We start from the raw sequence: 13,382 nt of genomic DNA on the forward strand, positions 1-13,382 counted from the left end.
GAACCAAACTACTTAATAGAAAGGTAGAGTATATTATGCCGTGTCATCCAAAAACTTAATATGAAAAATAGAGCTGTAAGTAACACTGTTAAAACAGTATTATGGATCAAATTTGCTGTTGCAAGCATAATGAAAATCTGACCGATACTTTCCATTAAATTAACCATAAGTATGGATTGGTTGTAAGTAGCCGTATGCTGCGCAGTGTAAAATACAGACCTACTTATTGTAGTCAATGCGCTATAAGCAACACCTACAAAAAAGGCACTAACCATATACAAAGCGATACTTAGTGTAGGCATAGTTTGCATAACCAAAATAAAGCAACAGGCTATTCCCAGTAAAGTCAACCAAGCATGATACGTATTGATCCATTTTTTGAAAAAGTATTGATAGGTAAAGCCAACTAGGATAACACCAAAGCGAAATAGGGTTTCGATGATCTTCCTTATCCGGATGAGTTTTTTAATACAGTTATTACAGGTGGTTCGTTGTCCTTTTTAGAGGATAAGATACAAGCAATAAAAGAGATTATTCGTGTTATGAAACCTTGGGGTATGTTGTCTATAACTAATCTATTTTATAAAGAAAAGCCTCCTAAAAAACTTTTAGAAGATTTAAAAAAAAATTATCGGAGTAGAGATAAAGCCCTGGAATAAACAGGACTATATTAACTTTTATCTTCAAGAAAGTGGATTTGAATATTATACCTTACATGAAGGTGAATTACAACCTGTAAGTGATCAAATATTATCTAAACATGTGAACTCTTTTATGGATAAGCCTCATATTGCTCAACTTGAACCTAATGTGAGAGAAGTTATTTCCGAAAGATGGAAGCATATGCTTACAGTATTTAACCAGAATCACCATTATTTAGGGTATTTTTCCTTGCTACTACGTAAAAGATTGGAATTAGAAGAAGATGAGTTATTTAAAATCAAGTGATATTTTACAGATTGAACGCATTTTTAAGAAAGAATGCCAAAAATTTCAATACAATTGGCAGGGAGAATATGATTTGATCTGTAATGATGGCGTTTTATTTAGGAATTCTACAATATCAGGGTTTTTACCAGATATTATTAAAAATCGAACACTAATCCCTACTGCTTTATCGCAAACTTGTTTACGCGAACGCGTAGCTCCTGATTATTTACATGTTTTTAATATGCTTGGTGTAGTAGCAATGGAAAGTGAATTATTCAATATTCTGCTACTAACTCTAAATTTTTTCCGATCTTTAGGCTATACAAGCGATCGCTTAATAATTTATGGGCCTGCTGGAAACAGCCTATGGATGGATCTTATTAATTCCCAAGCTAATCTAAGATATATTGAGTTATTACATAATAAACAAAAATATTGGGTAGAGTGGAATTTTAAAAATATTTCAATTAAAGGAGTAAGGATAACCATTGCTCTAGATCAAGTCAATAGAGTTGTGCCTGTTGGTAATATTATTATATTAAGCAATGCACAAAGTAGAAAATATATTGACGCCGGTTTTGGCATAGAGTGTATAGAGGCTTATCCTTATGGAGGAGTAATTGAGCAAATACCTAGATTCTCCCAATTACTATCTTTAGTGGGAGCAAAACAAGGCTTTGATTTTTTACGGCAGTTGTTTGCAGCTGATTTGTTAATTACACGAGGTCTTTTACCAGGTGCAAAGGGACATAGACATGTCTTACGTTGTTTCTTACGCAAGCTAATAAAAAATCGACCAAACTTTTCTGTTATTTTACCTAAAATGGAGAAAGTGTTGGCTGCTGACTTCAGTAAACTTCACAAATATTTGACCGAAGAGGCTTTTGCATTACGCACAAATAAAAAATCTACTTCCCTTGCGTTCAAATTTTATACTCGTAATCCTCAAATGTATAATGATGCCCATTTATGGAGTACTTTTGGATTAAAAAACTTGAATGAAAAATTTTAAAAATGAAGTAATATGGCTAGTCGTTGGTGTCAAATCAGACCTGATTTATATGATCTATTTTATAGCCCTAAACATCATAATAATGGAGATATAAAATACTATGTAGGACTAGTAGATACAGAAAAGAGTTCAAAAAAAATATTAGAAATTGGATCTGGTACTGGTCGTATAACCATTCCTCTTCTTAAAGGTGGCCACACTATTACAGCTGTAGAAATAAGTCAAGAAAGCTGTAATTGGCTTACTTTAAAAGTTCAAGAAAATCACTTAAAAAAAGATAAACTACTTCTGATCTCAAACGATATTATGAATGTAGAATTGGAGGATGAATTTGATTTTATTTTACTCCCTTTTAGGGTTTTTCAACATTTTTATGAAGAAGATGAACAGATCGTTCTGCTTAAAAAATTATATAATCTACTCCCATTAAATGGTAAGCTTATATTAGACGTATTTTATCCAGAATGGAAAATATTAACTCAAAATATTGGTGAGGCAGTTCTTTTTTCTGAGGACAAGAGAGGAAATGAAATCATTAAAAGATATTTTTTCAAAGAGGAAGTAAATTTATTGTCTCAATATTTTAGAGGATATTGGAAATATGAATTATATAAGACACAAAATATGGCTAAAACTATAATTGAACCATTTAAAATGGGATATTACACATACAATCAATTGAGCTTGCTATTCCGTATTTCAGGTTTTAAGATTATTGAATGTTTAGGAAGTTTTGCTGGATCTCCTCTTGGCAAGGGAAATGAGATCATTATCCAAGCTATGAAAAATATTTAACGGAAGTGTTCGATATGATGAACCCGTTGCAATAAAAACAGTAAATCTATGCCTAGTAAACAGCTTAGAACGTAGGATATTTCAGGGGTCATTTGAAAAGATTGTGTAAAATGTATTAGCCATTTAAAATCTACTTAAAAGCTACCTTCAAATTGAATCATAAATGTGCTATCAATATAGGGACATACGTGTGGTGCAAGTAAAGCTAGCGGATAGATTGCATAACATGCGTACGTTATCTGCCCGTAAGCCAGCCGATCAACAGCGTATAGCTAAAGAAACCTTAACTTTCTATATACCATGGGGGAAAAGCCATAAAGCACCTCCGCAATGGCTAGCAGAAATGCAACGTATTTGTGAAGGGATTATTGTTAAGCAGCTTTAAAGTAAATACAGTGCCTCTTATACATACAAAGGCGCCATTGTATAGGGCCAAACTAGCTAAAAAGAAAGAAAAACAGAATGAGAAGCTTAGAATTCAAACTATTGTACTGTACATACGGAATTAAAATTTATCAATAGGTCCGGTTGATATAAAGTTAATCCTGTGTTTACTGATTTTATTATACAAAATAATATATTGCTCAGGTTGGCACAGCATGCCAGGCCTTGTCCCAGCTCTAAATAAAGGTTTCGCATAGAGAATGTGTTGATTATTGAGGGCTTACGCAAGGAAGAACTGTTTCATATAGGGTAAAGTGTGTTGCACGAAACTTTCTATATCCCTCCATATAGGCCATTTCTTTCGGGGTAGCAAGCTTCCCTGCTTGAATCTTTTTAGCCATTTCCTTTAACCCACAAGGAAGAACAGGAATTGACCTAAATTCATCTAAAGCATCTTGTAACTCTTTGCTTTTATAATCCAGTATAAAAAATGGATATTTAAAAATATACCCAGGGCATCTAGCATGTAGTAAATCTTCCATTAAGTAAAGTGGAATGGTAGGCTTGGGACAACAGCGATAGGCACTGCAAGCTGAACGAATTAAATCACTATATAGATTATATACTTGTACTGTATCATTATTCATATCTTGTTCCGTACTAGAAAGTCCAATTTGTCGCATAGCAAAAATAGCCCAATACTTTTCCACAAAGGATGGACACGCTTGGCTCTCTAACAACGTAGCATTTCCTATATATAAATAGTAACAAGGGTGGTCTAAAATCATTAAAAAATAAGGAATATAACTAACATCGTAAGGTGTCTCTACATCATAGGATTGACATTCTTTTTCCATCTGTTGAAAAATAACCTTCAAGTCAAAAGGACCTCTGTGTGCTTCAAAAATGATATGCTTTGGATGTTTTTGAGATGCTTTAATCAAATCACCAGATAGCATCTGAGTAATTGTTTTTCGTAAAGATGAATCTAATACTTCTTCTTTACTGATTTGTTGTAATAAAGAACGAAAATGAGCGTCTCTATTAGCTTTTGAGATTATGTAATTATATATGGGATGCAGAAACTTCAACTGCAATACGGTTTCAAAAAGTGATTTAGAAAGTTTTTTATGTTTATATAAATCAAAGCATTCTTTTAAAAAGAAGTAAAAATCATTGCCTCCAACAGCAGTTTGGCCACTGCCATCGGATGCGTATAGTAGGGGGTTGGATAGTTTGCTATTATTACTTACCTTATTTTTGAGGGATGAGAGAGCCTATTATATTATAATTATAAAAGGAGCTACTTCGTAGAGGTAGTTGCCCAACTAAGATGAATCTAAAGTAAACCATAGATGGTATTTAAATGACATTTCAATCGGCTATAAAAACAGTATCAAGTTACCTACTGCAAAAATATTGTACGAATAAAATACATTTACTCTAATGTGCTTATACAGCATAAAAAAATCGCCTGCTCCCATTTATTAGTTAAGCTATTACTTTGCTTTCTTTTTACGCAACAGGCTGCACTCCATGGACATGCAGGTTGTATTACTGCTTTAATTATTGGAGAAGCCAAGGTAAACAAACAAAATAATTATAAAGAAACGCCTTTACATTTGACTGCACGATATAACCGTAAAAATTGTATTAATGTTTTAATTAGGCACAGAGCCAAGGTAAAACTATTAGATAATAAAGGACAGACTCCTTTACATCTGGCGGCACAATTTGGTCATCTGGATTGTATTATCGCTTTAACTAACGCCAGAGCCGATATAGACGCCTTAGATGATGATAACCAAACTTTCTTTACATCTGGCTGCAGCCTATGGACACGCAGGCTGTGTTAGATATTTAATTAATAAAAAACACAAAGAAAAACTACCAAATGAGACGGATTTCTTCACTTACATTTGGCTGCATGATTTGGATATCTAGATTGTGTTACCGATTTAATTAACGGGGAAGCCGATGTAAACCAAAAAAATGAGAATGTAGAAACCACCCTTTACAGCTAGCAATGCAATTTCACCATCAAGATTGTATTAATGTGCTAAAGGCTAAAGGAGGCAAGTAGGATCTGCCATTTGTACAGTAGCTTCAAAATGAAAGCGCGTTGCATTTTTCCAAAAGCGTGTAATGAGCGCATTGGTTTTAGCTTGATAAAGCAGCTTATCTTGCCAATTCTTTCTAGGATCCAATATAGTTGAATCAATAGCTGGTAAAGCAGTAGGGATAGCTAGGTTAAAGCCTGGTAAGCAGTCTTAGGTAGCTTCTTTTAGTAGGCCACTTACAATAGCCTTGATAAGGGTACGCGTAAGTTCAATAAGGAAACGATACCCCCTGCACCATAACTACCAGCTGTCCACACACCCTGTATTAACCAAATAAACAGTTGCGCTACTTTCCTTTAGACGTTCCCTAAATAAATTGAGGTATGTTTTCTACAGGCCTAATCAAAAAAGGAGCGCCAAAACAGCTACTAAAAGTAGCTTGGATGAGCTGTTTTTGCCCTACCTCTGTACTACCTACCAAGGCTGTATAACCACTTAAAAAATAATAAGCTGCTTGTGCTTCCGTCAAACGGCCTCATTTGGTAAAAACAACAGGGAAATTAACACGGCTGGATAATATTACACTATTTGAAAAGCTGCCACCAACAAAATTCTATTCGATTGATCAGTATTATATTGACAAAGCAGATATAGGAGTCGCAGGAGCTGTTGATTCCAGTGTAAACGACAGAGATCTGAATTTAGAACTTTATATAGCGCTTCTCATTTTTACCAATAGGGCTAGTGTTGCAAAAGATATATGTACCTAATAGCATTTTTATAGGAGCCTAAATAACCCTTTTATTTTTATAAAAAATGAAGTTTAGTAACCTCATTTATAACCCCAATAGAGTGTTTAAAACGCATTAAAAAATTTATATATTGTTTATCAGTAATTGTTGATTAATATTTGTATAAAGCTATACTAAGAATAGGATAAAAAATCAGGTTCTTAATTAATTTATAAAAATGATAAAATACCATTTCATGCCATGCGTTATTGTATCATAGCGGGAGAGTCTTCCGGCGATATGTATGGAGCTGACTTGATTAGACAAATTAAGCATATTGATAAAGAGGCTGATTTTTGGGCTTGCGGTGGAGAAGCCATGCAAAAAGCAATGGGCAAGCCTTGCGCGCTTTATACCACCAGCATTGCCTCCATGGGGCTAGATTTTTTACAAAACTGTTATAAGCTCTGGCAATGGTTTATGTTTTGTAAAAAAAGTTTAGTCGCTTATCAGCCTGATGCCATCCTGTTTATAGATTTTGGTGGATTTAACATGCGCTTAGCAGGCTTTGCTAAACAAAATGGGTGGTTTATTTATTACTATATACCACCTAAGATTTGGGCATACCGTAAACCGCGCATAGCACGCATACAAAATAACATACACCAGATATACTCCATACTTCCTTTTGAGGTAGCTTGCTACCAAGCTCATGGCTATTCATCCATTACTTATGTAGGGCACCCATTGGTAGAAATAGTAGAAAATCATTTTATTAATGATTCTTTTATAGCAGCCAATGGGTTAGACCAACGACCTATTATAGCTTTATTGCCTGGTAGTAGGATCGGTGAAATAAAACGGATATTACCCGTAATGGTCACACAAGCCGTTTATTTTAATACGTACCAATTTGTAGTAGCCGGTTTAAGTTGTATGCCAAGGACATTATACGAAAAAATAGTTCCTCCTACGGTTCGTATTGTTTATGACCAAACGTATGACTTGCTAGCCATGTCTAAAGCAGCCATTGTAACTTCCGGAACAGCTACTTTGGAGACTGCGCTATGGAATGTGCCGCAAATCGTCGTTTATAAAACCAGCTGGTTAACCTATGCTGTCTATAAAAGAATCCTAACCCTATCCCATATTTCGTTGGTTAATCTATTGGTAAACCAAGCTGCTGTTCCAGAACTAATTCAGGATGCATTAACTGAAAACCAATTAAGTAAAGCACTTACGCAACTGTTAATAGAAGAGATTTCTGCACAGCAACAATCTTTTTATAAACAAATCAGACAATTACTTGGAAAAAAGAGCGCTGCTGTAGAAGTAGCCCGTCTAATGGTGGCCGACAGGATGAAACAGCCTCCATACGAAACATAAGATCCTTCAGAATGCTAGGAGCGGCTTGTTATAAATCGGACAAGACCTCGATAAGGTGTAGTAGTTAAAATTTAATCTAATAATAATTGTTTTAAATTATATGGATATAAACAACAATTATTATAAGCTTATATCGAAAAAGCATCAAACTAAAAATTAGGGTAACTAGAGCTAGCAAAAATGCTAAGGACCCTATCAAATAGCAAAAAAGAATAAGTCACATAGCTGATCCTTTGCTTTTTTGTATTGATTATTGGATAATTAAAATATTAAACTAGTTTAATATGCGTTGCAAGGGTAGAATTAACATGGAGATAAGATAAAAACAGTTTAAACAATAAAGGTAGCGAAGTAGCTATAAATCAACAGTAAAATAAAAAAATATAAACCGTTATACAAAAAAATGCTAATAAAATAGTAGTAAGATTATTACTATTAACCAGTTCAGTGGTTTCCTGCCAAATGAATAGGCAAAATATGGATAAACAAACTGAGGATTTACCTCCAGTATTCTACCGAGACATATTTGAAAAAATAGCTGAACACACAGATGAAACTACTGATCGTGCGCTATGGAATACTTCTAAGTGCATGAGGAGCGTTATAAGAGACAAGTTAACGAAGCTTTATAAAGAAAAATTTAATAAGCTCAGGAGCCTCAGCGGTCATTATGTTCAGTTTTAAGGATGTTAATGCAGCTAGTTTTGAGGGGGCTTATAATTCGGTTTATGAATTGATATCGACCCTTTATGAATCCTATGTCTATTTATTTAATAGTGATAAAGTTAATAAAATACAGCTTGCGCCGAAGTGCTAGCTATTTTGATACAAAAAAAAGTAACACATCAGAAGGGTTTTATCATGGTTTTGTGTTAGGGATGTTATCAAGTTTTGGTATAACCCATTATATACGCTCTAATCGGGAGAGCGGCTTAGGTCGTTATGGCTATCCAAAAATAAAACTACAATACGCATTAAAGTTTTTTGACGATGCCTATAAAGATTCATTGAAGATAAATCCATGTGATGCAGTACGAACATCTTTTGGCTTAATACCAGATGGAACGCTTTTGGCATCTCCTTGGGCAATAAATAATAGGGGGAACCCATTGGATGATGTTTGGATGTTTGGAAATCTTTTTAAAAAACCGCTAGAAAGTATTTTAGCGCAAGAAAAGGCTAAAGTTTTTTTAAGCCGTCAAAATGAAAATTTTGGACAGTGTAAGATACATGCATTCTTGGCTTCCAAAAAAGAAAAGAAAATAGATGAAACATATGCACAAACAAGAAATAGAAGTAAAAAATATGCTCATTGCTTCTAAACTTCCAGATACTGATTACGTTATTAATCCATATATAGGATGCACATATGGATGTAGCTATTGTTATGCTAGTTTTATGGGAAGATTTGTTAAGCAGTCTATAGCAAACTGGGGGAAATATATTTATGTCAAAAAAAATGCAGTTGCACTGCTAAAGGATACTATTGCAAAACTAGACCATGCTAAAAAGCAACGATCCATATTATTATCCTCTGTAACAGATCCTTATCAACCTATAGAGCAACGTTATCAATTAACGCGAGGATTGTTAGAGGTAGCATTTGTATAAACGTTATCTCATGGATAACTATCACCGTATGGTTTTTTGGAATTACCCAAGACGGTTTGAGACCTACTCCTGAAAGTCGATCTTGAGGGACTTGTCCAATTACACAATCTTACGGAAAGATCCCTGTAAGATTAAATCTTGATTTCTACAGATCTCTTTGGAAAATCAATAGGAATGAACCCTTACATAAGAGGGCTGCCCTAGCTAACGCTGCTACATCACTTCCTTTACCCTATAATATAATAATAGGATTCTAGTTTGATATCCATTGCTGGATTCCCTTTAAATACTTTCTCTAATGCTGTTTTCCCTATATTTCCAATATAATTAGATTCTAGTATGATATTAATTTTATGCCTGCCTTTAAATGCTTCAGCTAATGCTACAGCACCTTCATCTCCAATACAATTGTTTGCTAAATTGATATTTGTAATTAACTTATTGACTTGTAATGTTTCAACTAATGCTACAGCACCTTCATCTCCGATACAATTGTTTGCTAAATCGATATTTGTAATCGACTTATTGACTTTTAACGCTTCAGCTAATGCTATGGCACCTCTATTTCCAATAAAACTGTTGTTTAGGTTAATCTTTGTAATGGTATTATTTTTTTCTAATACATTAGCTAATGCTTCTATACTTGCATGTTCAATAGCACTGAAACTTAAATCAATCTCCTTAATTGTCTGATTATTTCCTAATGCTTCCACAGCAGCCTTTCGCATCATTGGGTCATTAACAGTAAAGGAATCTGCCCCTTTATCTCTACAAAGCACCTGGAGCTGACTAAATTCCTTGTTGTAATGCTCAACCAATAGTTCATAGCCTACTTTTCGAGTATATGTTCCTTTTGTATTTTTTTTCATAAACCCAGGTAATACTTTGGATAGTTGATTGCCCATATATTGCCTATTCACTTAACAGGAAGCTAATACATTGGTTAACAGCAATAACTTCACTAATATACTACTAGCATTGTTTTGCATAGCGCATTTATATTTAAATAATTTATTCCTCTTACGACTAATCTCCTTACTACTTTTAATAGTATCCCTTAAACAGCTGTGCCCTTCAAACACTTTGTTTGGTCACCTTTTCCGCTACTAATTGCCTCCCACCACTATTGATTGCCTGAACGTGTTTTAAGGCGTTCGTAAGAGAGCTATCTTACCTCCTACTTCTCGTTTTCTAATTATAAGATAGAAAAACATATATTCTAATTATAAGATAGAAAAACATATATTCTAATTATAAGATAGAAAAACATATAATGGAATTCAACCTTCCATTTTATTTAACTTATTGAGGTTAGCTTACGCTGTATATGATTAAATGGCCATACAAGCTAAAACCATAGATCTTAGAAGTGATACCGTAACGTTACCCACTACAGCCGTAGTGGACGCTATGGGGCAAGCAACCGTAGGAGACTTTGCCTATGGAGAAGATCAAAGCTATAATGCTTTACTAGCTTATTGTAAAAAGCTTTTTAATGTGGAAGATGGCTTATTTGTAACAAGCGGAACATTAGCCAATAGGCTAGCCATTGCTAGCCAAACTATGCCTGGTGACGAAGTAATTACCCATTATAATTACCATATTCATTTTTTCGATAGCGCTGGCAATGCTAAAATAAATGGTGTGGTACTAAACTGCATTCAAAATGCTAGTGGTGTGATAGATATCGCTGCGGTAGAAGCAGCAATACATAGCAAACCAAGATATAAGCACTTTGCTCAAGTAAAATTAGTTACTATTGAGAATAGCATCAATGGGTTTAATGGTAAAGTTTATCCTTTTGATCTACAGGTTCAACTATATCAATGGCTACAAGCACAAGGGATTGCGCTTCATATAGATGGCGCTAGGATATGGAATGCCCATGTTGCAACGGGCATTCCTTTATCAGATTATGCCAAACATACGGATACCATAAGCTGTTCTTTTACCAAAGGATTGGGTGGGCCATTTGGCGCCATGCTTTTGGGTAGCAAACAAGTTATAGAGCGAGCTAAGAAGCTCCAGCTTTGGTTGGGAAGTGGGTATCATCAAATTGGCTATTATGCCCAAGCAGCTAAACAGGTTATGCAACACCAACTTACCAGATTAGCTCAAGACCACCAATTGGCTAAATTATTTGCAGATGGGATTCAAAGTATTCCTTACATTCAATTAATCCCTCCTTACCCTGATACCAATATTGTAGGTTTTAGCATCAAGGCATTGGGTGTTTCCAATGCGGTATTTTTAGAAACATGCCAAGCATATGGGCTCTTACTGTTTCCTTGGCTAGAAGCGCATATAAGAGCCGTCATTCATTTAGGAATTGATAGAGCAGCTATTTTATCGGCTGTTGCTACTATTAAACAGGTAGTAAATTACTTTATACACGCATGCAAATAGATTTTTTTAGTGATACCAATACCAATCCTAGCAAAGCAATGCGGCAAGTAATGGCGCATGCCAGCGTAGGTAATGAAGCAGCAGGAGAAGATCCAACCGTTAATGCTCTAATAAAAGTTACTTGCCAGCTGCTGGGGAAGCCGGCTGCTCTGTTTCTACCTTCGGGTACAATGTGTAATGTTATTGCTTATAAAGCACATATACAGCGACCAGGGGATTATATCTTACTGGATCATAAGGCACATGCATTGGTAGTACAATCTGGCTTAATCGCTGGACAAGCAGAGGCAACCCCGCTACCTATTGTGGGTATAAGAGGGGTTTTTACAGAAGATCAAATTAAAGAACATATTATTCGACCTCCCTTAAGAAACATACCTGCCGTAAGGCTTGTCTCTATTGAACAAACAACTAATTTTGGCGGAGGAGCCATATGGCCGCTGACTGTTTTGCAAGCAATAGCCGCTTTATGTAAAGCTTATGCTGTTTCCATGCATTTGGATGGGGCACGTTTATTTAATGCTGCGGTTGCTACGCAGGTTGCCGTATCCGCTTATGCTGCTTGCTTTGATTCTGTTTTTGTGGATTTTAGCAAAGGGTTAGGTGCGCCCATGGGTGCTGTGCTAGCTGGAGAGGAAGATTTTATAGAAAAAGCATGGTATTACAAGTTTCAATTAGGGGGTGCTATGCACCAAGCTGGTATTATAGCGGCTGCCTGTTTGTATGGCTTAGAGCATCATAGGGATGATTTGATAGAAGATCACGTTAAGATGAAGTATTTGTTGGAAGGCTTGTTCCCTATACATGGCATTATAGTCAACCCCAGTTTGTATCAAACCAATATTGGCTATTTTTCGCTCACGCCTGATACAATACCGATACAAACCCTATTGGATCGATTGCGCCATGCGTATGGTATCCGAATGGCAGCTGTAGCAGATAGCATTCGCGTAATAACGCATAGGGATATTACCTACAAGGCCATAGATATAACCTTGGCTGCTGTAAAAAAGATACTGCGTGTGATGTAAAGTTGGATCAACGTAGGTCAATAGCTTGTAAATAAATGATCTGCCTATGCTATCTTATGCCATGCGCTGAAACGTCGATACGGCATGGACAAGAGAAATCATCAACTTGAACTATTTCGAAAAAATACTTCTTTTGCTTTTCCTCTAGTCTGCTATAGCTATACCGGCTAGTTAACAGAATAATTTTATTGTGCCTGCTCAAACGTGCAAAATCCATCTTAAACCTTGATTCCTGCATTATTATAAAGCAAGCTTGTGGACTATTAACTTGCGCTGAAGCATACACAGAAAAAAAATCAAATATGATTATAACGAAACAGATAATTTTTCTCATCGTGAATTAATTATTTGGTTAATGCATTGAAACTTATGTGTATATAAAATGCCTCAAGAGCGTATAATATATACACTGTTATAGTTACGCAAGGTTATTATTTAGTGTGTTCTTTAAAAAGAGTAACAATTGCTCACATTCTTTCTCATATAAAGTAAAGTTTTCTTTTTTGTTAAAAACCATGTCTTTAAATTCTGAAAAGGGAACTAGCTTAACTTCAGTTACTTCTATAGGATTAAAGCGAATATCTTCCATTTTGAAATCAGCCCATCCTATATAAACATCGTTAAATTGACGATCTATGTAAGTAGGCGTAACGACAACATCTTGTCTAATGGAAGATAAAAAATCAATTTTCACCAGCAGAGGATCAATCCGTAATTCTTCTTGTAACTCTCTTTTTACAGCTTGCATACTATCTTCCCCAGCGTCAACATGTCCCGTTACAGATATACTAAACATTCCTGGATAATGATCTAGATTACTAGCGCGACGCTGTAAAAGAAGCTTTTTAGATTCGTTTTCAAATAAGTATAAATGAACTGTCCGATGAATCTTTCCTAATTGATGAATCTCTTTTCTAGACAGAACTTCGCCTGTTTTTATTCCCTGCTCATCAAGAACATCAATTCTATCTTCTTTAGATGTCGAACAAAGCATGCATTTAGTTACTTTTATAAGTGGTTTTATTTATATCCCACA

General features: G+C 35.2%; 18 protein-coding genes and 1 pseudogene. 13 read left to right on the top strand and 6 right to left on the bottom strand.

Features of this window, described 5'->3' with window-relative positions; genetic code table 11:
* Positions 1-8 precede the first annotated feature (8 nt).
* Positions 9-302 carry a hypothetical protein gene (locus DK880_RS00895; RefSeq protein WP_162534070.1) on the bottom strand — a complete coding sequence of 98 codons (294 nt, stop codon included), beginning with the start codon at positions 300-302 and terminating at the stop codon, positions 9-11.
* Between the two features lie 147 nt (positions 303-449).
* Here DK880_RS00895 and DK880_RS05645 point away from each other — a divergent pair.
* The 4 genes and pseudogenes from DK880_RS05645 to DK880_RS05745 all read left to right on the top strand — a co-directional run.
* Positions 450-659 (top strand): annotated as a pseudogene (locus tag DK880_RS05645) (class I SAM-dependent methyltransferase); the annotation flags it as partial.
* Positions 660-925: 266 nt separating this feature from the next.
* A complete protein-coding gene (locus tag DK880_RS00905; protein ID WP_109996971.1) occupies positions 926-1,942 on the top strand; it encodes a hypothetical protein in 1,017 nt (338 codons plus the stop codon).
* Positions 1,943-1,954: 12 nt separating this feature from the next.
* The gene (locus DK880_RS00910; protein ID WP_109996972.1) at positions 1,955-2,737 is read left to right on the top strand and encodes a class I SAM-dependent methyltransferase; all 783 of its coding nucleotides are present in this window, start codon (positions 1,955-1,957) and stop codon (positions 2,735-2,737) included.
* A gap of 163 nt (positions 2,738-2,900) precedes the next feature.
* Entirely contained in the window at positions 2,901-3,122 is a 222-nt protein-coding gene (locus tag DK880_RS05745) for an HD domain-containing protein (protein ID WP_204082274.1), read from the top strand.
* Between the two features lie 268 nt (positions 3,123-3,390).
* Here the strand turns inward: DK880_RS05745 and DK880_RS00920 are convergent, their stop codons facing one another.
* On the bottom strand, positions 3,391-4,212 hold the full coding sequence (locus DK880_RS00920) for a hypothetical protein (protein ID WP_109996973.1): 822 nt from the start codon (positions 4,210-4,212) through the stop codon (positions 3,391-3,393).
* 357 nt (positions 4,213-4,569) lie between these two features.
* Between DK880_RS00920 and DK880_RS00925 the strand changes: the two genes are divergently transcribed.
* Together DK880_RS00925 and DK880_RS05655 are read left to right on the top strand one after the other, a co-directional pair.
* Positions 4,570-4,977, top strand: a complete 408-nt coding sequence (locus tag DK880_RS00925; RefSeq protein WP_162534071.1) for an ankyrin repeat domain-containing protein — start codon at positions 4,570-4,572, stop codon at positions 4,975-4,977.
* Positions 4,919-5,065, top strand: coding sequence for a hypothetical protein (locus DK880_RS05655; RefSeq protein WP_420886313.1), 147 nt, complete (start codon positions 4,919-4,921; stop codon positions 5,063-5,065). The genes DK880_RS00925 and DK880_RS05655 overlap by 59 nt, the downstream gene beginning before the upstream one ends.
* Positions 5,066-5,187: 122 nt before the next feature.
* On the opposite strand, the gene DK880_RS05085 is transcribed toward DK880_RS05655, so the two are convergent.
* Positions 5,188-5,328: a hypothetical protein gene (locus DK880_RS05085; RefSeq protein WP_162534072.1), complete on the bottom strand. Its 141-nt coding sequence runs from the start codon at positions 5,326-5,328 to the stop codon at positions 5,188-5,190.
* A gap of 220 nt (positions 5,329-5,548) precedes the next feature.
* Positions 5,549-5,710 (bottom strand): phosphoenolpyruvate carboxykinase (ATP), encoded by a 162-nt coding sequence (locus tag DK880_RS05090; protein WP_162534073.1) that lies wholly within the window; start codon positions 5,708-5,710, stop codon positions 5,549-5,551.
* Positions 5,711-5,720: 10 nt separating this feature from the next.
* Here DK880_RS05090 and DK880_RS00935 point away from each other — a divergent pair, with 10 nt between their 5' ends.
* The 5 genes from DK880_RS00935 to DK880_RS05370 all read left to right on the top strand — a co-directional run bounded on the left by DK880_RS00935 (position 5,721) and on the right by DK880_RS05370 (position 8,909).
* A complete protein-coding gene (locus DK880_RS00935) occupies positions 5,721-5,951 on the top strand; it encodes a hypothetical protein (RefSeq protein WP_109996975.1) in 231 nt (76 codons plus the stop codon).
* A 222-nt stretch (positions 5,952-6,173) separates the two neighbouring features.
* Positions 6,174-7,298: a lipid-A-disaccharide synthase gene (gene lpxB, locus DK880_RS00940; protein WP_109996976.1), complete on the top strand. Its 1,125-nt coding sequence runs from the start codon at positions 6,174-6,176 to the stop codon at positions 7,296-7,298.
* A gap of 462 nt (positions 7,299-7,760) precedes the next feature.
* Complete coding sequence (locus DK880_RS00945; RefSeq protein ID WP_109996977.1) at positions 7,761-7,982, top strand: hypothetical protein; 222 nt, start codon at positions 7,761-7,763, stop codon at positions 7,980-7,982.
* 116 nt (positions 7,983-8,098) lie between these two features.
* A complete protein-coding gene (locus tag DK880_RS00950; RefSeq protein ID WP_162534074.1) occupies positions 8,099-8,620 on the top strand; it encodes a hypothetical protein in 522 nt (173 codons plus the stop codon).
* A 76-nt stretch (positions 8,621-8,696) separates the two neighbouring features.
* Positions 8,697-8,909 (top strand): radical SAM family protein, encoded by a 213-nt coding sequence (locus DK880_RS05370; RefSeq protein ID WP_204082275.1) that lies wholly within the window; start codon positions 8,697-8,699, stop codon positions 8,907-8,909.
* Between the two features lie 227 nt (positions 8,910-9,136).
* Here the strand turns inward: DK880_RS05370 and DK880_RS00960 are convergent, their stop codons facing one another.
* On the bottom strand, positions 9,137-9,778 hold the full coding sequence (locus DK880_RS00960; RefSeq protein WP_204082276.1) for a leucine-rich repeat domain-containing protein: 642 nt from the start codon (positions 9,776-9,778) through the stop codon (positions 9,137-9,139).
* 466 nt (positions 9,779-10,244) lie between these two features.
* Here DK880_RS00960 and DK880_RS00965 point away from each other — a divergent pair, with 466 nt between their 5' ends.
* Positions 10,245-11,315 (top strand): threonine aldolase family protein, encoded by a 1,071-nt coding sequence (locus tag DK880_RS00965; protein WP_109996981.1) that lies wholly within the window; start codon positions 10,245-10,247, stop codon positions 11,313-11,315.
* On the top strand, positions 11,306-12,346 hold the full coding sequence (locus DK880_RS00970) for a threonine aldolase family protein (protein WP_109996982.1): 1,041 nt from the start codon (positions 11,306-11,308) through the stop codon (positions 12,344-12,346). Before DK880_RS00965 ends, DK880_RS00970 begins: the two co-directional genes overlap by 10 nt.
* Before the next feature lie 418 nt (positions 12,347-12,764).
* Here the strand turns inward: DK880_RS00970 and DK880_RS00975 are convergent, their stop codons facing one another.
* A complete protein-coding gene (locus tag DK880_RS00975) occupies positions 12,765-13,340 on the bottom strand; it encodes an NUDIX hydrolase (protein WP_109996983.1) in 576 nt (191 codons plus the stop codon).
* Positions 13,341-13,382: the final 42 nt, after the last annotated feature.

Origin of the sequence: Candidatus Cardinium hertigii, assembly GCF_003176915.1 — a bacterium.
Taxonomy (GTDB): Bacteria; Bacteroidota; Bacteroidia; order Cytophagales; family Amoebophilaceae; genus Cardinium; species Cardinium hertigii_A.